The following is a 22,472-nucleotide window of genomic DNA, read 5'->3' as shown; positions in this document are numbered from 1 at the left end:
CCTTTACACTTTATCTTTTTATCTAGAATATGGAGGATTGTTCATGAGATGTTATGTATTTTCGGTGAGATATATTCACTTATCTCTCCAACAGTAAAATAACCACTGCATCCTTTGCAGTGGTTATTTTTTCGAGTCTAAGAATCTACCGTCATAGCTTGCGACATTTTTATATGGGTTTAAATATGAATGATTAGAACGCGATTGTTTTTTTGCATTTCTCATATCTTTTTTGATATCCTGAAATACTTTTTGTAATTCCTGATTGAATTGCTGATCTAGTTCAATAGCTTGTTTACCCAGTTCTCGTTCTTCTGAAGAAAAAGGAGCTTTGATATCCTTTGTTAATGCTTCACGGTCTGCGATTAATTGGTTTATTTTATTAATTGCTTTTTCACGTTGATCATTATTTAATGGTTGTGCTAACAATTGCAGCATAATTTTAGTTTTTTTGATATATTTATTCAGTGATTCCATTAGGCATTAACACCTTTTCCATACTGACGAATGCGTTCCTGTTTGATGACTTCTTTCCAGGTATCACGGAAATTCTCAATAATTTCTCGTGCCTGTTCCAATTGCTCCAGATCACTTTTGATATTTGCTTGTGTTAACTTATTGTACACAAAATCATATAATGGCATCATTTCTTTTGCTATCGGGGCATTTTGATCTAGAGTTACCATTAATTCACGAATAATTTTTTGTGTTTTCTGGATCATTTCATTTTTGGTTTGGTGATCTTTTGCTTCAATAGCTTTCTTTGCCTGTTTGATAAATTTAAGACAACCATTGTATAACATCAATGTTAATTCACCTGGTGATGCCGTGTTAACAGAATTGTTTTGATATGCTTGATATTGTTGGTATGCCATAAAACGTACGCTCCTCTATTCATTGTTCCTATATTTTTTCGTCGACGATAAATCCCATTAATTCTGCCATCGATGCATAGACATCCAGCATTTTCTTAGGCGGAATTTCTTTTACGACTTCATTTGTATCTCGGTCTACAATTGTTACATAATATCGATCTAATTTATCATGTAATTCATAATGTATACTGGTGTTAGATGGTTCTAAAAAGGAATTAAGTCCATCTACCATACTCTGTAAATGGTCTTTATTTAACTCAACGTTCCCGTTTAATAATTGTTGTTTTGCTTGTTCATGGTTATTGGATCGCTCTCTTGCGGATGTGGATGATTCAAGCGTAGATTCAGTCTGTTGCATGAGTGTGGATCCAGTGATCATTTTACCAACTTCCATGACAATCTTCATCTCCTTATTCAATTGTTTCTATTAATATCGGAATCTTATATAAAAGGTTTAGTATTTTTCCCATTTTCTTTAGCAAAAAGGAACCTAAGTAACCTCTACTCAGATTCCTTTTCTCCCATATTAACCTTTGATATCAATGTTACTACCAAGATGGGGTTGCATTGATGACTCCAGCATCTTGATCATATCACTAGATTGAGATTCTGCTTGATCTAGCGCTTTGTCCATCAAGGAAACACTTGCTTGCTGCTTCACTTGAGCTTGATTCATCGCAATTGACATTGCAGCTATATCCATATTCAGATCCTCCTTTCAAAAGGTTGCATACTATGATTACATACCCATACCACCAAATTGCTGCTGCAAATATGCTGCTTGCTGGTTATATTGTTGCATGGCTTTTTCCATAGCCGTAAATTGTCGCCAATAACGATTCTCTACTTGTGTTAAACGATCTTCGAAATTTTGAATTTGTTTATTTACGTCATCCAAATTACGCCCAATTGTAAACTGTTGATTCGTTGCAGTTGCACGACCTGCACGTTCCGTAATACGATCCATAGTATTATTGACTGAATCTGTTAATCTGTGCATAATACCTTGTTCACCGTATTCTTCGCCTGATCCACGGAATAAATTCTCCACTGCATCTGGATCTTCTTCTAAAGCTTCTTTTAATTTTGCTTCATTTATTTCTAATTTACCTCCATCTAAGTAATTAGATGTAGTTGTAATCCCTATTTCGGCTAATTGATTGTACACACTTGATGTATCACCATTTACTGGGGTATAAAAATCAGTTCTCATACTTGATAGTCCACTTTGAAGTATTGAATCTCTTCTCAATAAACCACTTTTCGCCATTTCTTCCCAATCTTCTTGTTGCTTTTCAGATAGTGATGCTCTTTGGTCATCTGTCAACGGATCATAATCACGATAGTACTCTTGATTTACTTTGGAATTAATAGAATCAATCAATGTATTATAAGTATCAACAAATTCTTTAATATTCTCATATACCGCTTCCGTATCATTCGATACATTGACAGATACAGGTCCTTCACCTGCAGTAAAAGTTTGTTTTAAATTAAAAGTTACACCATCTATTTGAAAGTTATTCGATGTACGTTCCGTATCTTCTATACCATTAATAGAGAAAACTGCATTGTTTCCACCTGTCTCTGTTGCGTTACCAAAGCGAAGTACATTATCTATAAATGCTCCACCAGTAATAATTTCATCTCCACCTTCATTGAAATTACCTGTTTCCTTACGACTTAACGTTAATTGGTCAGTGAAGGAATCATACATCATAGACAATCCGGTGTTAGAAGTGTTCACCTTACTAATAACTTGGTCTAATGATTCATTTCCTCTAATTAAAAAGTCTCTGTGTGTTTCACCATCTTTTGTATGTGCGCCTAAGGAAAAGGAAGAGTAATTTTGTTGATATTGGGCGGAAATTGTTGTTCCTTCATCCAATTCATTATTAAAAGAAATTGCGCCTGTATTTGTATTAATTGTTCCGATAACATTACCGTTATCCACTAAATCATACGTATCACCATTCGCTGAATTCTGATCTATTGTATATGTTCCATCAGAATCAGTTGATCCCGTAATATTTAACTCAAAACTACTGATATCGATGGACCTTCCGCTTAATCGATAACTGTTTGTAGCTTGAGTAAGCTCTTTCTCATCAATATTAAGACCGTCATGTGCATATTCAGCTTTTACTTTATCGCCTTCTTTTAACACACCAGTTGCAAAAGTAAGCGTGTTATTATTTTCATCTAATAATACTTGATTCTCACTTAAATCAGCTTGGGTAACACCTGTTACAACTTCATATCCTTTCCCATTAAGCTGAACATTCATTGCTGAGCTATCGACGGCACCATTTGCATCTAGTGCAATTGTTTCATCGTTTGCGGTTGCATTAATCGTTTCATTTTCAATTGCTCCTTGTTTCCAAGAAACCTGAGTAGCTAGTTTATCATTTTGGTTATATAAACTTTTAGAAGAATCTATTTTATCTGCATCTGAGGCGGAAATAGCTCCTTCACTTTTCAACTTTGCTGCAGTTGCTAATTGTTTCACTTCTGATATTTCAAAAGAAGTTTGACTTGCTGCACTTGATGCAGTTGCATTTATTTTTGATTCATCAGTTGAAGATACTTGTCTTGCACGGTAACTTGTCGTTAACTTCATGTTAGTTAAGCTCGAACGGAAATCAAGTAGAAGTGTATTCATAGCACGGTAATCATCACGTTTCCATTCCAACAACTGTTTTTCTTGTTGCATTTTTTGAAGCGGCATACTTTCTGCTTTCATTAAATCATTAACCATTGAATCAATATCCATGCCACTGGCAAAACCACTTATTCTCATGTGCAGTTCACGTCCTTTTCGTCATTCTTACTATTATTATCGGATAAAAAAATGATATCTTTAATAATAATTTAAAAAAGCAAAGTGTTGTTTTAGATACACATTTTATCCCATCTAGGACACAAAAAATAACCGCCTCCTCAGGTGGTTACCCCCAAAAGTTAGAGTTTTATTATGAAGCTGATTGGGTGGATTGAGTTCGGTATTCAACTGGACTCAATCCAGCTAATTTTTCTTTTGATCGTTCATGGTTGTACCAATAGATATATTCTTCAATCCGGCTTTTTAATTCTTCATAGCTTACTAATTCTTCCCCATAATACATTTCTTGCTTTAAAATACCGAAGAAATTCTCCATCGAAGCGTTGTCTGCGCAGGTTGCTTTACGTGACATGCTTTGGAATACTTTATTTTCTTTTAGTGTCCTCACCCATTGGTTATGCTGGTAATGCCAGCCTTGATCGGAATGGATGGTGGTACGATAGGCTGCATGATTCTTTATTATCTCTATCGTATCCTTTAAAGGTTCCATGACAAGATCTAACGTTGGGCGCTTTTTGGTTTCAAACGTAATAATTTCTCCGTTATAAAGGTCAAGAATCGGATTTAAATATAACTTCTCTTCGCCTAGACATTTGAATTCTGTAATGTCGGTTACTAATTTCTGAAGAGGGATAGGTGTGCTAAAACGGCGGGATAATCGGTTTTTCGCTACTTTTCCAACATTCCCCTTATAGGAATTGTATTTACGAGATTTCCGCATAAATTTCACACATTTTAACCCTAGTTTCCGCATAATGCGATACACTTTTTTATGATTAATAGAATGTCCTAATTTCTTTAATTCTTTCGTAATCCGTTTATAACCATAACGTTCATGAAACTTTTTAAATAGATCCGTAATGACTTTTTTTAATTCTGTGTCCGAATCTTCTATGCCAAAATTTTTCACATGATAGTGGTAGGTTGCTTCCGGAATGCCTACCACCAAGAGAATATCTTTTAATCGGAATCCTTCTTCTTTGAGTTCGAATGCCACCTTTGCTTGTGCTTTTCGTGGAAGGCATTCGGATTCTCTCGAAAAGCTCTCAACTTTTTTAGGTACGCATTTTCTAGTCGCAATAATTCATTCTCGCGTTCTAATTCTTCTTCGCGTGTTAACTTCTTCTCTTCTTTTTCTTTTGTTTATTGATTTTCTTAGACATAGAAGGTTTCCCCTTTGGTCTTGGTTTCAGGCCTTCTATTCCTTGGTCACGAAATGCTTTCAACCAACGTTGAATCATGGAATGGTTGTTCAAATTAAATTGAACAGCAGTTTCTAAATAAGAAGCACCTGTTTCTAGCATAAATTGTACCGCATCTAATTTAAATTGAACAGAATACTCCTTCTTAGTATTTCTTCGTTTTAATCCATCCACCCCCTGTACTTTATAGGATCTCACCCAATTTTTTAATGGAGAAGTACTGGGCATATTATATTTTTTCGTCAATGATTTATATCCAAGATTCCCGTACAAATACTCGGTGACAAGCTTTACTTTAAATTCTTCACTATATTTGACCATAAAAACACCCCCGAAAATTAGATTTTTTACTCTAACTTTCGGGGGTCGGTACCTCATTAGGCAGTTATTTTTGATTTAATTGATGCCATATTTCATAGAGCTTGGGCTCATTGTCACCATAAAAACGTTTATTGCCATAACGTATATCGTCATACCATTTCTCCAATTGTACTAATTGTTGATTTTTTTCTGTTAATGACAATACTTCGTGTGCGGTCAGTGATTCTCGCCATTTTTCTTGTTTTTTCACATCTCTGGCAATACGTCGATAAAGGAATCGCACTTTTTCTTCACTTGTTAATTGTTCAAATTTAGGTTTTCTTCTCGTTATATTACGGAACGCTTCACTTATTTTATCCTGATTTTCTTTTCGCCATTTCTTCCAGTCAAAAAGACTTTCCTTCTCGTCTTCATAATCTGTCGTTGTTTCGGCTACATTTTTCTTTCCGAAAACTTGTTTAATCATTTTCCATAATGAAATGACTGCTTGAATAATCAGTCTGCGGAACTTTTTAAATAATATTGCAATGAACAGAATAATTAGAATGGCTACCAGAACTAATCCCATAATATATGTTAACGTATCCATCAGCTCTGCAAACCTAGATGGCTCCTGCTCTTCTGCCGGTGGAAGTGCAGGCATCTCATTGGACGGCGGTTGTTCTTCCACCAATTCTTGTTCATCATTACCAAATAGAGTAACGAGCCACATTACCGATTGAATGATGGAACGTACACCATTGTAAAGGGCTGACTGAACCACCTGGAAATTCGTAATCGCAAAAACAAATAGAAGTGTTAAGATTAAATAAACTCGATTCAACCTCGTAATCTCTGGCCCTAATTTTTTCTTTTTATCTTTAGCTAGTGATTCTTTTTGCAAATGCTCTCGATTGGTGACGAATAACATAACGATGATAAACAGGAAGCCCAAATAGCTAATCCAATGTTGGTACCCTTCCAGCGTTTCAAAATTGATAAAAACGAGATAGCCAACAAAATAGATAGGCATACTGACCGCCCAGAAAATCCGACTTGGTAAAATATCCTCCCATTCATTTTCTGCATGTTGAATACCACGATAGGAAACAACGAGACTGAGCAGCACTCCTGGAATAAATGCCCAAATAGTCGGTGAAACGATGAAACTCACAACGATGGTGATTACGGCTATACTGATAAGCACCTTCCAGCGATTGTTCAACCAACAACGGATAAAGTAAGAGACAGTAAATAAAACAAGTAAAGACAGAAACCAGTAATACAGATCAGGTTCTGCAAAAAAGAGGACCCCTATTAGTAAGAAAACCGGAAAAAATCCAATAAACTCAATAACTCCATTCACAATGGAGGAGAGATGTAATTTGATTTTAGCTGGCATGGGCTTCTGCCCCCTTTTCCTGCTCTTCACCAATCACGACCACCTCGACGGCATTGCCAAGGCTTTCCAGATGCGCCATCTGCTTTTCTATCTTTTTAGTTAACTTAACAGCAAAAATAATAATATCTGTTTTGGTTAATCCCTGGTCAATATCTTCTTGTAGAAAGGCCCGGAAATTGCGGCTACGGTCCATCTTCACTTTTGCGATCGCATCGAGTATATAGGCGACTTGCTGACCGCTGCTTGACGGTTCCACACGAACAGACGGTTTTATCCGATCTGTTGTATTGGTGAATGGCTCGACAAAGTATCCATTGCATCCAAATCCAGTAGAAATCCCCTGTTCAATCGCATAATTCGCTAATGAAGCAGCATAGGATAATCCTTTCTCAATCACATCGGGTTGTTGGATCGGCATCCGAATATCTTCATCCGTGTCAAAATTAACATAAATCATTAAATGATGATCTGCGGTGTAATCCTTTTTATTAATTTGCAGGGACTGTGTTCTTGCTGTGGCTTTCCAGTTGATCGAATGAAGTGGGTCCCCTTGCTGATACTCTCTGATCCCCGCTTGTAAAAAAGGGTCTTCCACAATCCACCTTTTGACGGTAATATCCCCCAACCAACTATGTGACGGTAAAGGAATATCATCGATCGGCACTAGTTTTGGATAAACAGTTACCGCTGTACTTGCCTCAAAAGAATCAAATACCTCACCAAAACCAACGCCATCCCCTGTTGTAACTGAAACGGTGTTCAATGGATAGTAGCCACGTTTAGTTCCGATTAATTGGTGCCTACGCGTTATCTTTTGGTATGGCAATAAGCTGAATAGTGTACGGTGGAACATTTCCCCTTCTTTCTGCTGTTTTTCTCTTTCTGTTTGAGTAATAAGATAGGGACTCATTTTGGACTCTAGGCGAATCCATGGAATAGGCAACAACTTTTTATTAGCAATTTCATCGACCATCTCAATCGTTTCTCCTTCAAACACCATATCCTGTTTAAAGGCACGTTTATAGGTAATTCCTTTTAAGCCGAGTTTACTAAAAAGCATTCCCTGTAAAAATATAATGATTAAAAGTACTACAATGACCCAGGCGATATTCATTCTCGAATCAGTTCCTTCTCAGACTCTGTCGGAACAGGCACTTGACGCAAAATGTCATTCAATACACCATCTACTTCCCCTTGCTTCACACCAATTCTCCCGGCAAGGACAATACGGTGACCTAATACAGGTTTTGCTATTCTCTTAATATCATCTGGGATGACGTATGTTCTCCCTTGTAATAAGGCATAAACCTGTACCGCCTTTAATAATGCCTGACTTCCACGAGGACTAACTCCCAATGCTACACTATCATGATCACGTGTTTGTTCGACTACATCTATCAGATAACCAAGCACATCCTCGCTAATGTCAACATCACTGTAGATTTGCTGCATTTTAACAATATCATCAACTGTAATAATCGACTGCAAAGCTTCTAACGGATTCTCCGCCTTGAATCGCTTCAGAATTTCCAGTCCTTCCTCACGACTCGGGTATCCCATATTTATTTTTAATAAAAAGCGGTCTAACTGTGCTTCGGGTAGTGGGAAGGTACCTTGACTTTCAATTGGATTCTGTGTGGCAATAACTAAGAAAGGCTTTGCAAGTGTATGAGTATTTCCATCAATGGTGACCTGTCGTTCCTCCATACTCTCCAGTAAACTTGACTGTGTTCGAGGTGTTGCACGATTAATTTCATCTGCTAATAATATATTGGTAAAAATTGGCCCCGGGCGGAATTCGAATTCTCCTTTTTGCTGGCTGTAAAAATGAATACCGGTTATATCGGTTGGTAGTAAATCAGGGGTGAATTGAATCCTCTTAAAATTCCCAGCAAGTGATTTTGCTAATGACTTTGCCATTAATGTTTTTCCTGTGCCAGGTACATCCTCCAATAGTACATGACCAGAAGAAATCATAGCCACTAACAAAAGATCAATGGTATTCTCCTGACCTACTACAACTTGATTGACATTCGCTTTTATCTTACTGGTTATCTGTTGAATTTCCGTTAATTCCATCAATTAAAATCCCCTTTACATTATGTGTGCGCTTACAAAATGCTATGTTATATTTATAACATTTCTTTAAATTTTAGGCAAAAAATTACCATTATATTTTCAGAAAACTCAAACATTTCAAATTGTGAAGAATTTTTGGTTTTTGTATAGTTTTATCGCACTAATTTTGGTAGTCTAATTATAGAAAAGATTGGGAAACTATCTTTAATGAATATTGATTTTACGATAGACAGGGGTTTTGAAAAAATGAAAAGGGTTGTTTTAATCGGTGGAGGCTACGGCGGAATGAACGCCTTACACCAATTAATCGATAATGGAATACCAAGTGATGTACAAATCACGGTGATTGATCGTAATCCATATCATTCATTAAAAACGGAATTTTACGCCATTTTAGCAGGTACGAAATCAGACAAGGAAGTTCGGATTGACTTCCCTGTTCATGAACAAATCTCATACATATTTGGTGAAATTGTCGAAATTGACACGGAAAACGAACACATTCGCCTGAAAGATAATGAAGTACCAGTCGAATATGACTTTCTGTTAATTGGCTTAGGCTGTGAGGATAATTATCACGGTATTCAGGGCGCAATGGAATATACGGAAAGTGTCCAATCGATCGCCAAAGCACGCCAGGCAAGCATCAAGGTCAATAACTTGCCAGCTTATAGTCAAGTATCTGTTGTTGGTGCCGGTTTAAGTGGTATTGAAGTAGCATCTGAAATCAGAGAAAGCAGACCTGATTTGAATATTCGATTAATAGATCGCGGTTCTTCTGTTTTGTCAGCGTTCGACGAAAAAATACAAACATATGTCGAAGATTGGTTTCGCAAAAATGAAGTCAATGTTTTGCATCACAGTAATGTAGAATTGGTTGCAGAAGGGCTTTTCTATAATAACGGTGAAGGTATTGAAAGTGATGTCATTATTTGGACAGCTGGTGTACGACCAAATTATTTAGTCCGCAGCCTCCCTTTTGAAAAAGATCGTCACGAAAAAATTATTGTGAACGAATTTTACCAAGTCCCTTCCAGTTCTAACGTATTCATAGTTGGTGATTGTGTTGCCTCTGAGCATTCACCAAGTGCCCAACTTGCTGGTATTCAAGGGGAACAAATTGGTGATATTCTTGCTGATGTGTTAAGCGAAAAAGAACCTCGTAGTCCAAGAGATATTAAACTTAAAGGTCAACTCGGTTCACTTGGTAAATCAGAAGGATTCGGTAATATGTATCGTAAGCCAGTAACAGGTCTTTTGCCTCGACTTGCGAAATCCGGAGTGCTGTGGTTGAATAAACGACATTAACAGTATGGTGATTGTTATAAAAACAGACATGTTTAATAGCATGTCTGTTTTTATATTGTTTATCGTTCTTTCTGAAGAACAAATAATATAAAAAAATGCGATATTTGTTAAAATAAAAAGTATTCAGAAGAAAATGTTCTTTATAACGATCAATTAGGCTGTATTTGCCCTTTTTTCAGACTTTTAAAAATGAATATCTAGATGTACAATGCAAATTATAGTTCTTAATAAAGAACAAAAAATGAAGGAGGAATTATTTATGTCTTTAAAAAAGAAATTAGGTTTAGGCGTGGCGTCAGCAGCATTAGGGCTTGCTTTAGTGGGAGGAGGTACATATGCGTATTTTAATGACACTGAAGTTACGAACAACACATTCGCAGCAGGTACATTAGATTTATCTGTTGATCCTACAACTATTATCGAAGTAGACAATATTAAGCCAGGTGATTGGATGAACCGTTCATTTGAGCTTATTAATGATGGTTCATTAGATATTTCAAAGGTACTTCTTGACACGGATTATACAGTAACTGATGCGGATGGCAACAATGTAGAAGATTTCGGTGATCACATTCGTGTTAATTTCTTCTGGAATGCTGATAAAACTACATTGGGGCCTGTATCTCCTGATCAGATTGTATTCTTTACGACTCTTTCCGAACTAAAAGATATGTCTCCTGATACGGTAGCAAATAATGTCTTTGTACCATGGATTGAAGAAAGAGGCGGATTAGAAGCTGGTGATAGTGACACGCTTTACGTTCAATTCGAATTTGTTGATAACGGCGAGGACCAAAACGAATTCCAAGGTGATTCTCTAGAACTTACTTGGAAATTTACTGGTGAGCAAACAGCAGGCGAAAGCAAATAATTTCTATCTATTACAGGAAAGGTGAGTAAACCTCACCTTTTCCTCCATTTATTTATTACCGTGAATTTATACAAAGTTTATATGTTCACGAAAATAAATAAATCGTTTCCAGGATGGAGGAATGGCTATGAGAAGTACAAGAATCACTAGGTATCGAAAGAAATATAAAAAAGGAATCATTGTATTGCAAATATTGTTTATATTGTATGCAGCTTTAATTTCTATATCTCAACTCACCTCCAGTACCAGTGCTTTTTTTAATCATACGAAAGCGGTAAGTATTTCAATACCAACTGGATCGTGGTGGGATGGAAGTGATTTGCTTTTTATTGGTAAAGGTAATCAGAATCTAAATGATGCTTGTCCTCCAGTAGAATTTTCTGTAGAGATTAAAAACACTGGTTACAGCATGATTGCCTCAACGAATTATGAAGTCTTTTATATCGAGAACGGCAATCCAGAAAATGGCGAAAAAATATCAGAAGGTACTCTGGAGCCTATTAAAGCTGGTGCGGTTGAAACGATAACTCATCAAGCCGAAGAAGAGGGATTTTATACCGTTAAAGCCTTTCAACAACCTAATTATGAAGGAGAAACAGATGAAGTTATTTGGAGTGAAAAGATAAAGGTTAAATGTCCGGAGAAGGAGAAAGAGAAACAATTTGATAAGGATGAATCATTAGAATCTAATGAAGAGGTTTTAGAAAAAACAAAAGACCCAGAAGAATCCAATGAGATATCAGAAGAAGCTAGTCAAGAACAGAAAGAACAAGAATCATCCATAGAAGATGAAGAAAAATTAGATAAATCAGCAGAAACGGATAGTGAAAAGGAACCAGTGAAATCTGAGCAAGAAGACAAACAAGAAATTTTAAGTGAACCTAATAAGGAAACAGATGACAAACCAGTGGAAGTCGAAAATAAAAAAATGAAAATAGATACACCTAATGAGTCTGAAGAACAGGAAAATTCTCAAACTGATCAAGCAAAAGAAGGTGAACAGGAATGAAAAAAAGCATATTTAAAAAAATTAGAAGTTTTCTTAGTTTCCTTATTACCACCGTCCTTTTTATAACGTTAATATTTGCCGTGTTCATCACTATTTCAGCAAAAGCATCAGGTGGGGAACCAGAAATAATGGGATACCAGCTTAAAGCCGTGTTATCTGGATCCATGGAACCTGATATGCAAACAGGATCGATCATTGCCATAAAACCAGGTGGCGACATGACAAGGTTTAATGAAGGTGATGTCATTACCTTTATAAATGAAGACGAAAATTTAATTACTCACCGTGTTGCAGAAGTTATTAAAAGCGGTGAACATATCATGTATGAAACAAAAGGAGACAACAATAATGCAGTCGATCCAAAGCCTGTTCTTTCTGATAATGTTGTTGCGGAATATGAAGGTTTCACCATTCCTTATTTAGGATATGTCGTCAATTTTGCACATTCACAAACAGGCAGCGCCATTTTATTAATCGTACCTGGTATTCTATTACTCGGATACGCAGCGTTCACCATTTGGCAGGCGATATCCCAAATAGAATTCAAACAACCCTCTAAATCGAAAGTAAAGGAATCAATTGAGCAAGAGTAAAAATTATAGCCTTTTTTTAGAATCATAATCGAAGTAAAGCAACTCATAAACAAGTTCCCAGAATACAATTAATGCTATATGTCCCTAACATATAGCTCCCTTGAAAAGGTGGGTGAATTATATTGATAAAACCAAAAATATTTTTCAGTGCTACCCTACTGTTTTTTCTATTATTTGTTCCAATTCTACAAGCAACAAGTAACAATAATATTATAGATCTAAACGGTACATTTAGTGAAAACGGAAATCTATTTGACCTGGAAAACCTAAAGCCTGGCGATTGGGCTGAGCGAGAAATCACGGTCAGTAATCAAACAGATAATGAAATCACCTATGATATTAACGTTCGTTATATAGATGGTTCCGAAATGTTCTATAATCAATTATCGCTAGAAATTACACAAGGTGATGAAGTATTATTTCATGATAAACTATCTAATTTTTCATTAATTAATGATTTGCCTTTACTAGCTAACAGTGTAGACAAAATTGATCTATTCCTCCTATTTCCACCTGAATCTGGAAATGAATATCAGGGATTAACAACAAACGCAGAAATTATTATTACAGCATATGATGACACGAAAACCGAAACATCCACCTTTCCGATCTCAACTGACAGTCAATCAACGGATGGTTCACCATTACCAAGCACAGCAACGGTTATGTTTAACATCCTTTTAATCGGTGGTGCCCTATTATTAGCAGGATCACTTATCCTACTTTATCTCAAACGAAATAAATTTGCTGAAGAATAGGTTCTAACACCTATTCTTTTTTACACTTCAGGGAAATTTTAACGGGATAGTCATTCGACGAAGTAAATGATGCAAGAATAACTAAAGCTTCCACCATAAAGACTTGAGGATAAACCATTTTCTCTAATGTCCAAATAAATCTATAAACAGTATAGAAAATAATTAGATAATGTTGTAAAATGATAGGTACATTGTAACGGACTGATATATTATACTATATGATCAATAGTAATGATGTCATTGTTGCGTTTGAGGAGGATGGACGGATGTCTATTGCAAAAATCAATGATTTAATTGATAATGAGAAATTCGAGCACCATTTCCAAGGTCTCTATGATCTGCAAACTTTAACTCCTATTGGATATGAAGCATTATTAAGAACTGATTTATTTAAGAAACCCGAAATTCTCTTCGAAAAAGCAAGTCATACCAATCGATTTTTTGAGTTAGAAATGCGATCGATAAAAAAAGCGCTTCAATCTTATGATAAGATTAATCAAAGTACATCTAAAGAAAAAAAGATTCTGATTAATGTTTTTCCTTCTAACTTAGCCGATCCTGATTTTCTAGATCAACTAAACAAGATTTTAGGAGAAACAACACTTTCAGCTAATCAAATCATGATTGAAATTAATGAATCTGAAATTATTCAAAACGTCGACTATTTTAGTGCCATGGTAAATGAATTACAAACAGAAGGCTATCTAATTGCTATAGATGATGTAGGAAAAGGTGTCTCTTCCCTTCAGGCAATTGTCGAATTACAGCCTGACATTGTTAAGATGGATCGATTTTTTGCCAAGCATCTAGCCAAGTCAAGTCGAAAACAAGAAATGGTAAAGTCCATTGTGACATACTGTTACAACACGGATACCAAATTTGTCTTAGAAGGCATCGAAATTCTTGAGGATCTAGAAATGGCAAAGGCCATTGGTGTTTCCATTGTACAAGGATTTTTATTAGCACGACCAGAATCATTAGAAGTGATAAGAAAATATGAAATGGATGATAAAGAAGATAATTATTTTTCGGCAAAGAGATAGAGCAGAGACCTTTTGTGGTTCTGCTCTTTTTTGTTAAATCTAAATTAGGATTTCTATTATTACTGTATTTGGGATACGCTTTAAAAATAGATTAATCTTACTTCCGGTTACTATCATTCCCTTTATCTTGACGGTGATCTTCTGGCACTTTCTCAGTCGATTTTTCTTCTGGTTTGCCTTTATCTCCCGCTTTTTCCTCAGCCTTCTTTGGTGTTTCAGGATCATTTGGTTTTTGATTATTGGGTTGTTGTTTCTGTTGTACCTTTTTAGTTTTTTCATTTGATGGAGGTTTCTCCATTTTCTTTTCCTCATTTTTATCATTTGATGGTGGATTCGATTTTTCAGGCGCAGATTTTTCATTATCACGTTCTTTATCGCTATTATGCTTTTCTTTCTTAGATAGGGCTTGCTCAGCATTTTGTTTGTTTTCTTTACCGTTTTTGTCTTTTTCAGGCTGTTTTGCATGCTCTGTTTTTGGAACACGATTACTAGAACTTTCACCAGAGTTGGACTTAGACGATGAGTTTATTTTTTCCTCTTTTTCTTTGTAAGGTACTTCCTCTTTATCTTGAGAAGATGATGGGTTATCATGATCATCATTTCTTATTTTGTTAGCTTTTTCTGCCATCTGACGAATTTCTTTAATTGACTTATTTTGAACCTCATTAATATCAACTACCACTTCGTCGTTAATCATTTTCTGGTACAACCGATAAGAATTGACGGACAGGTTTACTTCTTTTGCTTCCTTATAATATTGTTCATTTTCGACATAAACTTCCATTTCTGCTTCAACATGATTCTCCCCAAGAGAATGACTGAATATTTTTTCCACTGAACGTAAATCATTCGAAATTGAATGATCCTGCAAACCGATCCACGTCGCAGTAATGATGGCAGGCGTATCTGCGGATAAATATTGCTCATCTTTTAAACGAACAACCATATCATTAATCACTTTGTCGATTGGTTTACCTTTCACATCCAAGTCTTTAATGACACGTTTTGCATCGTCATTTAAACCAGTTATATCTATTACATTTAAATCTTCATCTAGCGATATTTCCATACTTGGATTAATATCAACAGCAAGCAGATAAGCTTGTTGTTGCGGTTGATAAAAAGAACTATTCATAATGGCAACTAATAATATCGCAGCTAGTGCCACTAGTGGTAATACTTGTTTTCTATTCCATTGCAGTAAAGGGGATTTCTTTACTCGATATGTCACATACTCACCAATAACAGGTATGTCATGTTTATCACGAGGAACATTACGAAACGTACCATCATCACACATTAGGACAATCTGGTATTCTTGAACCTCCATGACTACCCCTTTGATTTTTTGCTTCACTCTTTCTCCCCCCTTACTTTATCAAGTACAAACGCCTGTAAATTGTTCCATTCCGGATGTAATAAAATAATAATAATTGCAATAATATACTTTCGATACTTTTCGATTGTTTTGACACGATAATTAGCTAACTTTAAAAAATCCTTAACTGGAAATTGCTTTCTTCGATATAATTGTTCAACAAGTGTTTCCTTTTGAATAAAATCTTCTGCAATATCTAGCACTTTCTTTCTTGTTCGCTTCTGCTTCGGACTAAATGTTTCTAATTCTTCAAAACGTATGTAAAATTGTGACAACTGATCATTTAAATCGATAATTTCTGCTGCCATATTGCTAATTCGTTGTTCTTGATGATAATGTTCCACAGCTTCTTTTACATGGTTTGCTTCTAGAAGCTTATCACCTTTTTTCATAAGGTCTTGATAATGATTTTCTTTCCTAAAGAAATCAATCAATTCTCGATGAATGATTAAATAGACATAATTTAAAAATGTTCTACCTTTTTGAGGGTCATAAGTGTCAATCGCGCGATTAAAGGCAATTAAGGAAATACTCGCCTCGTCATCATTCCATGTTTTAAACTTTTTACATACTTTCCCTACTACACTCAAGATATATGGTTGGTAATATTGAATCAGCTTCTCCCGAAGGAATTCATTTCCTTTTTGTATCTCTCTGATGGAATGCTCGATGTCTTCTTGCTTCATCCGGCCCTCTCCCTTATCACTATTACATAATTACTAAAAAAAGAAAGCTTTATCCTTCAACAGTCTTAAAAATATGTAGAAAGATAAAGCATTTCTATATTTAATGTAAGCTATAAATAGCGAAGGGTAAAGATATTTATGAGAATTTTGTCGAAAAAATATTTTTCATTCAATTCGCAACAACTATTAAATTCCACGACCCGTTTATTAATTATTCGGTTTACCATTCTTCTTTTCTTCTTTTTGACGATTTTTTTCAGCTTTCTCCTGCTTTTCTTGAGCTTTTTCTTTTGCTTTATTAGCTTTCTCTTCTGCTTTTCGCTCAGCTTTCTCTGCTTTTTCAGTAGCCTTTTGTAGTTTCTTTTCAGCCTTATCTTCTGTCTTTTGTTGCTTTTTATCAGCTTTACTCTGTTTTTGTTCTGATGTCACAACAGCTTCAGCTTCTTTATCATTTTCTTCTTCAACTTGTTCTGTAACCTCTTCTTCACGATCATCTTGTAATTCAATTTCTTCTTTCGTTTCTTCTTTTTTCTGCTCTTGTTCATCCTCTTCTGAAACGGCTTTTTTCGCTTTAGCTCTCAAATAGTTTTCTTCTGCACGCTTTTGATTTTCAAGTGCTTTGGCGATACCTGCTTTTGCTTGTTCTGGTAAATCTTCACGCTCTAATAAAGCTTGAAGTTTGATCGTACGTTGTTTGGAGTTTTCTCTTAATTCTTCTTTTGCCTCTTCTTCTGATTCATCTTGATCCTCCGTACTTTCTTCTTGATTTTCTTCATCGGAGTCTTCATCTTGCTCATTTTCTTCACTATCAGGTAATTCTACTCTTTCTACTTCGTCATCCTTTTCATTTGATTCTTCTTCTGATGCTTCCTCTTCTTCCTCCGAAGCTTCTAATTCACTTTCTAAACGCTCCAAATATTCCTCATATTGTTCCATTAATTGTTCCGCTTCCTCGATATTACCTTCTTCAATGGTTGCTTCAATTTCACTTAATCGATCATTGGCAAATTCATCTAATAATAACGCTTTTTCCATTTGTTCCTCTGTTAGTGCAAGCTCTGTTTCCTCAATTAATATAGAGGTGTCATATAATTCCTCATCAGGGGTTATCGTTTCCTCTTCTTCATTTGCAAACGCAGTATTCCCTACAAAAAATACACTAATTGTTGCTACAGATAACCATGTTTTTAATTTCATATCTGATATTCCCTCCATTTAAAATATTTTAATGCTCTCATTGAATGCTTTTATTTGATCTTTATTTTCCTGATAATGTTGTTCAGGTGTCATATAAGTAAAAATTAATTGGTGTTCCGAACCTTGAAGAAAGTATACCTCCCCACGAATATTTTCTTTTCGGTTCGTAAGCAGTGCTATGTAATTCTCATCGTCTTCAATTAATTCTACTTTTTTAGAGAATGACGATAGAACATCCTTTTTCAATGTATCGACAGTTTGTTTGTCACTTACCATCGAGACAATTAATCTGGTTGTCCCATTAGAAAAAATGACGTTTTGCTCTTGTTCTGCAGTTGCTCCTTCATCAACCGACCAACCATCTATTTCTGCTATTTTGAAGACATCATCTTCATACAACACAGCTTCTGTTTCTGCTTGTCCAGAATTGTTATCGACAGTTGTGGCATCCTTACCCTCACCTTGACCACAAGCAAATAAAAAGAACAAACAGGTTATCATAATCGCTCGTTTCAACGTCTCACCTCCATCCTCTTTTTCTCTCTTGGCAGCTGGCTGGCATGATTAGCTCCTATAGCTTTGCGTCACTGTTTTTCAACAGTTTTGCCTTTCTCCCTTTTCTACTATCTATACGAAAGAGTCCAATCAAAAAAGGGGGGAAACAGAAATTTTTTATTAAGGAGATGAAATACTTCTATGTTTTAAAGGAATTAACATTATATCTATCATTTTTAATAGAACATTAACACTTTTTACAACTTATGGTGCTACACTAGACTTGTAAAATAATAGATTGGAGGAATGGATGAAATGAAGAAGTTGGTTTCTGTTGTTATATTGTTGGTCATTGTTATGTTGACTGTCTCCCCTTCTCTTACCGCTAGTGTACATGTTGATCCTAAAGAAGAAAAGTTTGATTATTATGTTTCAGAACTTGTCAAAAAGCAACCCGGCATAACTACAGAAGAAATGGAAGAAGCCCTTACATTAGCTTCAGAAGAAACCCGAAAACCAGAAATGGTTATTGCTAAACAAGCTTTACGTGAACTGAACCAAGCTATCAAACAAGAACATTCTGAAAATGGTACCACCATTTCCATTATGGGCGGAAGTTCTGGTGCCTATAAATTAGAACCTGCTAGAAACAAAGGGGATATATTTTATACCCCATCCTCTACCTTAGGTATCCAACACGGCCATAATGGAATCTATCACACAACTACTAATATCGTAGAATCGATCCCTGACACAGGTGTAAGAAAAATTAAATATAACGCCAGGAATGTTGAGGCGAAGGCCGTGATGCAATATGTTCAATCCTCTCAATCAAACAGGGATAAGGCTGCTGACTGGGCAAATGCAAGAGCAGGAATAGATGCCTATTCCTATAACTTTGCTACCAACCGCTATACAGATAAATATGGTGATAAAAATTGCTCTAAATTAGTATGGAGTGCCTATATATTAGAGGCGAACGTTGATCTTGACAAGAACCAAGGATTCGGTGTCTATCCTGCAGACATTCGAGATAGCTCTTACACTGTCACGTATAACACGATTCAATAATATTAGGGAGAGCCTATGAAAAAATATTTACGCTATATCTTTTTACTAGTATTGATTGTTTTGATAGGTGCATGCGGGTTCATCGAGCAAAAAGATACACAATATGAACGTATTAATAACTCGCTCGGTCTATTATATTTTTCTACCTCTATAGATAAAAGTAATGGAAAAGGTAGTCTCTATACAATCAATTCATCCGGTAGTGTTTCCGAAGTTTTAGAAACAGGAGGCTTGGAGTTAGGAGAAATATATCATCATGACGATATGGTGATCGTGAATGATGTATCACACAGTTATCTGATCGATGAGGAAATCAGTGAAGAAGAGCGAGAGCATAAAGAGTATACCGCCATTTTCGCTGGCTATATGAATGATAAACGGGTCGAACTATACAACAGTGGATATGATGAAAACGGAACTTATCATTCCCATCTCTATTGGCAACACGACGGTACGATGCAGTATCAGGATCTACCATATTTTATTACAACCGCAGGCATCTATGAAGATTTGCTATATGTTTTAGAAGAAAAAGAAACAGATGAAAACATGGTACTGCATGAAATTGAATTGGATGAGGGTGCACAAGACACTCTATTCCTATCATTAGATTATAAAACTGATGAGCTTGTCCCCTTAACAGATATGATCGTTACGGAAGAACTCATTTATTGTATTGTTGATATACAACAGGAATATTCTGTATTGGTGATCCATAAAGATACTGGGGAAGTCAGAGAAAATAACTTTTTGTCATTCGATTCTAACGAAAACATGTCTGCCTTTTTACCACATTCCGTCTACAATAGTATTCACTGGTCAGATAACCAGTTATTTTTCTTAGATGGACAAGGGATCTTGTATCAATTTAACAAAGATGGAGAGTTAAAAACAACTTATGATGTACTGGACACAAGTGATGAGAGTATGTATATTTTTCCATCTTGGTCAGGAAATGATTTGTACGTCTTTGAAATGTCTGATACGTCTTCGATAAAAAAGATAGATTTGTTGGAGATGGATCTGGAGGATGAACTAGAATTAGAGGATGATGCGTTTTCTGATATTAGTGAACAGTTTTTGTACGATTTTGAGGTGTTGAATGGGTTTTAAGCAAGGGATACTCCCTTGCTTTTTTTATTACTTTATATTAGCTAAATTTGAAGTAGACAACTTTCATAAAGAAAAGTTGCAAAACTCCACTTTTATATTAGTGTATCTTACTCTTACAAGTATTGTAACTTGTACATATTATGGCATGTAACGGAAAGGAGGAAAAGTGATTGACAAAGCAATCAAAACCTATGAGCACGGATTTAGCAAAGCAATTACTTGGTAATAATAATGTATATTTAACACCAGAAGGAAAGAAACTATTGAATAGTATGGTTAGGAGATAATCTTTTACAACAAGTGTGCACGTTTTAGTGCGCACTTGTTCATTATACCAAAAACTTACCAATATTCTTCCTATGGGTTCAAACAAGTTATCTTTTTTAATATTTGTTTTTCTATCTAAAAGTTTTCTGATAGTTTTTATTAATAAAGGATTAAGAATAGTAAAGACAATAATAATAGTGTAGATTATTTATTTTTATATAATTTTACTATGTCACTATATGATTTAATAATTTCTGTGTTTCCTGCTTTTTTTCTTGTAACCTCAAAATGTTTTGGTCCTTTATATTTTTCTTTTATCTCGTAACCCTGTGCTTTCATTTTATAAGCTAAAGATTTATAGAATTTTTCAGGATCTTCACAAAATTCTTCATATTCTACAATTAATTTTTTATTTTTTGGTATTTTTGCTAATCCCTTTTCTACAGCTCTGTTTATACAATAAATTTGGCCAGCGGTTTGCTTAACCGGATCATTAATTTTTTTTAATTCATAGTATTCAGGAATCTTAAAAGAGTACCACAGTTCTCTAGATCCTAGTTGTCGTTCCCTAGCTTTAAGTACCGATTCAATATTCGCATATGGATCTCTTTTAGTATAAATAAATATTGCTTTCTCAAATAATTTATTAAGGAATTCAATATTATAGTTACAAATCATTGCTTTTAATGCAAATGGTTTTTCAAATACATTGGAAATGCCATATAATTCTTTTTTAAACACTTCTATCTCTACTTGATCAAATAGAATATCATCAGGTAAATAATCGATATCTTGGAAAGGTAAAAATCTTCTCCAAAAATACCAGAATTCATTTGGTGACATTGCTCCTTTTGTTTTGCCATTTTCTGATACAAAGTTAATATCAGTTTGAAAATCTAGAATTTCATCTCTAAAATTGAACTTTGGATCTGCAAGTAATCTTTGAATCTTAGCACCAATAATAGGCGTTCCATAGAACCTTGAAAGGAGATTAGTTGGGTAAGAAAACTGGTGCGTACTAGCTAACCACTGTAACATTAACGTACTACCTGAACGCGATGGTCCTACTATAAAAATCAAAGGATATTTAATAGTAGCATTGGAAATTAAGCTTAATTCAGAACTTCGTAAATCATTGTTCATCTCATTCATAAAGTTCTCTAAGTACTTATTTTTTTTAAATTGTTCATTTCTAACCTCATCAGAAATTGCCATTAATTTTCACACCTTATTTCTAAAGTTGTTTTCAATATACCGCCTGTTCTTTTTATACGAGTATATAGGAATTCAGTAATTCGTGCACTTGTTCTCTTGAGTTATGCATCAAGACATCTATAATTGAAAGGTTTGGTATAAATTGATCCGTGTTTTGATTATACTCAATAGGTTTAGTTTGTAGAAAATTAAGGTCTATATTGTTTTTTGAGAAAACATCTTGTGTATATAACTCTTCCCCGCCAATTGCATTAATATAATGCTGACTGTCCGTTAATGAATTAATTGCTAAGATCCGATCTTGTCCTTTTAAACCCGTAGGAACAGGTAAATCAGAAGAAAATAAAAATGTAGTCTTAATATCTAAATATTTAGCTATTGCTTTTATAGTAAAATAGTTAATTTTTGCAACATTATTCTTTATATCCACTTCTAAGATATTAACTAATAATCTATATATTTCATTAAAATTCTTAGAAAATTTATAATTTCTATCTATTGTATGTAAAAAGTTTTCCTTTTGTTTAAAAAAGGCTTCGGAATAAAACCTCTCATTTATTTTATAATCTCTAGGTGCTTTATTAACACTAAAAGTAAATAAATGTTCATTCTTGTTAACTAATATTTTATTTCTATTAATGAAACCTCTTTTAATATATTGAACATCATCATATATAACAAAAGCATCCACTGCATGTATAAGTTGGAAATAACCAATATACGGAAATAAATATGGTTGCATAATAGCTGTTTTCTTCATATGCTACT

General features: G+C 34.9%; 24 protein-coding genes and 1 riboswitch. Of the genes, 8 read left to right on the top strand and 16 right to left on the bottom strand.

What is annotated here, in order from left to right:
- Positions 1-123: 123 nt before the first annotated feature.
- From GI584_RS08640 to GI584_RS08595, 10 genes are all read right to left on the bottom strand, one after another.
- Positions 124-477, bottom strand: coding sequence for a flagellar protein FliT (locus GI584_RS08640; protein WP_153790981.1), 354 nt, complete (start codon positions 475-477; stop codon positions 124-126).
- The gene (gene fliS, locus GI584_RS08635) at positions 477-875 is read right to left on the bottom strand and encodes a flagellar export chaperone FliS (protein ID WP_153790980.1); all 399 of its coding nucleotides are present in this window, start codon (positions 873-875) and stop codon (positions 477-479) included. The genes GI584_RS08640 and fliS overlap by 1 nt, the downstream gene beginning before the upstream one ends.
- A 28-nt stretch (positions 876-903) precedes the next feature.
- On the bottom strand, positions 904-1,269 hold the full coding sequence (flaG, locus tag GI584_RS08630) for a flagellar protein FlaG (RefSeq protein ID WP_100361069.1): 366 nt from the start codon (positions 1,267-1,269) through the stop codon (positions 904-906).
- A 132-nt stretch (positions 1,270-1,401) separates the two neighbouring features.
- Positions 1,402-1,578: a YjfB family protein gene (locus GI584_RS08625; protein WP_100361070.1), complete on the bottom strand. Its 177-nt coding sequence runs from the start codon at positions 1,576-1,578 to the stop codon at positions 1,402-1,404.
- A gap of 36 nt (positions 1,579-1,614) precedes the next feature.
- Positions 1,615-3,675, bottom strand: a complete 2,061-nt coding sequence (gene fliD / locus GI584_RS08620; protein ID WP_153790979.1) for a flagellar filament capping protein FliD — start codon at positions 3,673-3,675, stop codon at positions 1,615-1,617.
- A 172-nt stretch (positions 3,676-3,847) separates the two neighbouring features.
- Complete coding sequence (locus tag GI584_RS08615; RefSeq protein ID WP_194841997.1) at positions 3,848-4,714, bottom strand: IS3 family transposase; 867 nt, start codon at positions 4,712-4,714, stop codon at positions 3,848-3,850.
- 118 nt (positions 4,715-4,832) lie between these two features.
- The gene (locus tag GI584_RS08610) at positions 4,833-5,240 is read right to left on the bottom strand and encodes a helix-turn-helix domain-containing protein (protein ID WP_194841996.1); all 408 of its coding nucleotides are present in this window, start codon (positions 5,238-5,240) and stop codon (positions 4,833-4,835) included.
- 64 nt (positions 5,241-5,304) lie between these two features.
- Entirely contained in the window at positions 5,305-6,621 is a 1,317-nt protein-coding gene (locus tag GI584_RS08605; RefSeq protein WP_153790976.1) for a hypothetical protein, read from the bottom strand.
- Positions 6,611-7,735, bottom strand: coding sequence for a DUF58 domain-containing protein (locus GI584_RS08600; RefSeq protein ID WP_153790975.1), 1,125 nt, complete (start codon positions 7,733-7,735; stop codon positions 6,611-6,613). The genes GI584_RS08605 and GI584_RS08600 overlap by 11 nt, the downstream gene beginning before the upstream one ends.
- Positions 7,732-8,700, bottom strand: a complete 969-nt coding sequence (locus tag GI584_RS08595) for an AAA family ATPase (RefSeq protein WP_153790974.1) — start codon at positions 8,698-8,700, stop codon at positions 7,732-7,734. The genes GI584_RS08600 and GI584_RS08595 overlap by 4 nt, the downstream gene beginning before the upstream one ends.
- 246 nt (positions 8,701-8,946) lie before the next feature.
- On the opposite strand from GI584_RS08595, the gene GI584_RS08590 reads away from it, so the two are divergent.
- The 6 genes from GI584_RS08590 (at position 8,947) to GI584_RS08565 (ending at position 14,282) form a co-directional block, all read left to right on the top strand.
- Positions 8,947-10,008, top strand: a complete 1,062-nt coding sequence (locus GI584_RS08590; RefSeq protein ID WP_153790973.1) for an NAD(P)/FAD-dependent oxidoreductase — start codon at positions 8,947-8,949, stop codon at positions 10,006-10,008.
- Between the two features lie 259 nt (positions 10,009-10,267).
- On the top strand, positions 10,268-10,879 hold the full coding sequence (locus GI584_RS08585) for a CalY family protein (protein ID WP_153790972.1): 612 nt from the start codon (positions 10,268-10,270) through the stop codon (positions 10,877-10,879).
- 127 nt (positions 10,880-11,006) lie between these two features.
- Complete coding sequence (gene tapA / locus GI584_RS08580) at positions 11,007-11,888, top strand: amyloid fiber anchoring/assembly protein TapA (RefSeq protein ID WP_194842167.1); 882 nt, start codon at positions 11,007-11,009, stop codon at positions 11,886-11,888.
- Entirely contained in the window at positions 11,885-12,481 is a 597-nt protein-coding gene (sipW, locus tag GI584_RS08575; RefSeq protein WP_153790970.1) for a signal peptidase I SipW, read from the top strand. The genes tapA and sipW overlap by 4 nt, the downstream gene beginning before the upstream one ends.
- Positions 12,482-12,603: 122 nt before the next feature.
- Positions 12,604-13,239, top strand: a complete 636-nt coding sequence (locus GI584_RS08570) for an LPXTG cell wall anchor domain-containing protein (protein WP_153790969.1) — start codon at positions 12,604-12,606, stop codon at positions 13,237-13,239.
- 266 nt (positions 13,240-13,505) lie between these two features.
- Positions 13,506-14,282, top strand: a complete 777-nt coding sequence (locus GI584_RS08565) for an EAL domain-containing protein (protein WP_194842166.1) — start codon at positions 13,506-13,508, stop codon at positions 14,280-14,282.
- 97 nt (positions 14,283-14,379) lie between these two features.
- Here the strand turns inward: GI584_RS08565 and GI584_RS08560 are convergent, their stop codons facing one another.
- The 4 genes from GI584_RS08560 to GI584_RS08545 form a co-directional block, all read right to left on the bottom strand.
- Positions 14,380-15,639: an anti-sigma-I factor RsgI family protein gene (locus GI584_RS08560; RefSeq protein WP_153790967.1), complete on the bottom strand. Its 1,260-nt coding sequence runs from the start codon at positions 15,637-15,639 to the stop codon at positions 14,380-14,382.
- A complete protein-coding gene (sigI, locus tag GI584_RS08555) occupies positions 15,636-16,346 on the bottom strand; it encodes an RNA polymerase sigma-I factor (RefSeq protein WP_153790966.1) in 711 nt (236 codons plus the stop codon). Before sigI ends, GI584_RS08560 begins: the two co-directional genes overlap by 4 nt.
- Positions 16,347-16,553: 207 nt before the next feature.
- Positions 16,554-17,543, bottom strand: a complete 990-nt coding sequence (locus GI584_RS08550) for a DUF5667 domain-containing protein (RefSeq protein WP_153790965.1) — start codon at positions 17,541-17,543, stop codon at positions 16,554-16,556.
- Positions 17,544-17,561: 18 nt separating this feature from the next.
- On the bottom strand, positions 17,562-18,059 hold the full coding sequence (locus tag GI584_RS08545) for a hypothetical protein (RefSeq protein WP_153790964.1): 498 nt from the start codon (positions 18,057-18,059) through the stop codon (positions 17,562-17,564).
- Between the two features lie 27 nt (positions 18,060-18,086).
- Positions 18,087-18,161, bottom strand: a riboswitch (cyclic di-GMP riboswitch).
- A gap of 192 nt (positions 18,162-18,353) precedes the next feature.
- Here GI584_RS08545 and GI584_RS08540 point away from each other — a divergent pair.
- Together GI584_RS08540 and GI584_RS08535 are read left to right on the top strand one after the other, a co-directional pair.
- A complete protein-coding gene (locus GI584_RS08540) occupies positions 18,354-19,109 on the top strand; it encodes a hypothetical protein (RefSeq protein WP_153790963.1) in 756 nt (251 codons plus the stop codon).
- 15 nt (positions 19,110-19,124) lie between these two features.
- Positions 19,125-20,222: a hypothetical protein gene (locus tag GI584_RS08535; RefSeq protein ID WP_153790962.1), complete on the top strand. Its 1,098-nt coding sequence runs from the start codon at positions 19,125-19,127 to the stop codon at positions 20,220-20,222.
- Between the two features lie 471 nt (positions 20,223-20,693).
- Here the strand turns inward: GI584_RS08535 and GI584_RS08530 are convergent, their stop codons facing one another.
- Together GI584_RS08530 and GI584_RS08525 are read right to left on the bottom strand one after the other, a co-directional pair.
- On the bottom strand, positions 20,694-21,704 hold the full coding sequence (locus GI584_RS08530; RefSeq protein WP_228552373.1) for a sulfotransferase: 1,011 nt from the start codon (positions 21,702-21,704) through the stop codon (positions 20,694-20,696).
- Between the two features lie 52 nt (positions 21,705-21,756).
- Positions 21,757-22,464, bottom strand: a complete 708-nt coding sequence (locus GI584_RS08525; RefSeq protein WP_153790961.1) for a WbqC family protein — start codon at positions 22,462-22,464, stop codon at positions 21,757-21,759.
- Positions 22,465-22,472 lie beyond the last annotated feature (8 nt).

Origin of the sequence: Gracilibacillus salitolerans (genome assembly GCF_009650095.1) — a bacterium.
In the GTDB taxonomy this organism is placed as follows: Bacteria; Bacillota; Bacilli; order Bacillales; family Amphibacillaceae; genus Gracilibacillus; species Gracilibacillus salitolerans.
The sequence above is the reverse complement of the archived record's forward strand: the minus strand, read 5'-3'. Positions and strand labels throughout refer to the sequence as shown.

Bases quoted from the DNA above. Each gene is read 5' to 3' on its own strand.
- sigI (WP_153790966.1), bottom strand. From the start codon at position 16,346: ATGAAGCAAGAAGACATCGAGCATTCCATCAGAGAGATACAAAAAGGA.
- GI584_RS08540 (WP_153790963.1), top strand. From the start codon at position 18,354: ATGAAGAAGTTGGTTTCTGTTGTTATATTGTTGGTCATTGTTATGTTG.
- GI584_RS08565 (WP_194842166.1), top strand. From the start codon at position 13,506: ATGTCTATTGCAAAAATCAATGATTTAATTGATAATGAGAAATTCGAG.
- GI584_RS08640 (WP_153790981.1), bottom strand. From the start codon at position 477: ATGGAATCACTGAATAAATATATCAAAAAAACTAAAATTATGCTGCAA.
- GI584_RS08535 (WP_153790962.1), top strand. From the start codon at position 19,125: ATGAAAAAATATTTACGCTATATCTTTTTACTAGTATTGATTGTTTTG.
- GI584_RS08610 (WP_194841996.1), bottom strand. From the start codon at position 5,240: ATGGTCAAATATAGTGAAGAATTTAAAGTAAAGCTTGTCACCGAGTAT.
- GI584_RS08600 (WP_153790975.1), bottom strand. From the start codon at position 7,735: ATGAATATCGCCTGGGTCATTGTAGTACTTTTAATCATTATATTTTTA.
- sipW (WP_153790970.1), top strand. From the start codon at position 11,885: ATGAAAAAAAGCATATTTAAAAAAATTAGAAGTTTTCTTAGTTTCCTT.
- flaG (WP_100361069.1), bottom strand. From the start codon at position 1,269: ATGGAAGTTGGTAAAATGATCACTGGATCCACACTCATGCAACAGACT.
- GI584_RS08590 (WP_153790973.1), top strand. From the start codon at position 8,947: ATGAAAAGGGTTGTTTTAATCGGTGGAGGCTACGGCGGAATGAACGCC.
- GI584_RS08605 (WP_153790976.1), bottom strand. From the start codon at position 6,621: ATGCCAGCTAAAATCAAATTACATCTCTCCTCCATTGTGAATGGAGTT.
- GI584_RS08530 (WP_228552373.1), bottom strand. From the start codon at position 21,704: ATGGCAATTTCTGATGAGGTTAGAAATGAACAATTTAAAAAAAATAAG.
- fliD (WP_153790979.1), bottom strand. From the start codon at position 3,675: ATGAGAATAAGTGGTTTTGCCAGTGGCATGGATATTGATTCAATGGTT.
- GI584_RS08595 (WP_153790974.1), bottom strand. From the start codon at position 8,700: ATGGAATTAACGGAAATTCAACAGATAACCAGTAAGATAAAAGCGAAT.
- tapA (WP_194842167.1), top strand. From the start codon at position 11,007: ATGAGAAGTACAAGAATCACTAGGTATCGAAAGAAATATAAAAAAGGA.
- fliS (WP_153790980.1), bottom strand. From the start codon at position 875: ATGGCATACCAACAATATCAAGCATATCAAAACAATTCTGTTAACACG.
- GI584_RS08625 (WP_100361070.1), bottom strand. From the start codon at position 1,578: ATGGATATAGCTGCAATGTCAATTGCGATGAATCAAGCTCAAGTGAAG.
- GI584_RS08525 (WP_153790961.1), bottom strand. From the start codon at position 22,464: ATGAAGAAAACAGCTATTATGCAACCATATTTATTTCCGTATATTGGT.
- GI584_RS08550 (WP_153790965.1), bottom strand. From the start codon at position 17,543: ATGAAATTAAAAACATGGTTATCTGTAGCAACAATTAGTGTATTTTTT.
- GI584_RS08585 (WP_153790972.1), top strand. From the start codon at position 10,268: ATGTCTTTAAAAAAGAAATTAGGTTTAGGCGTGGCGTCAGCAGCATTA.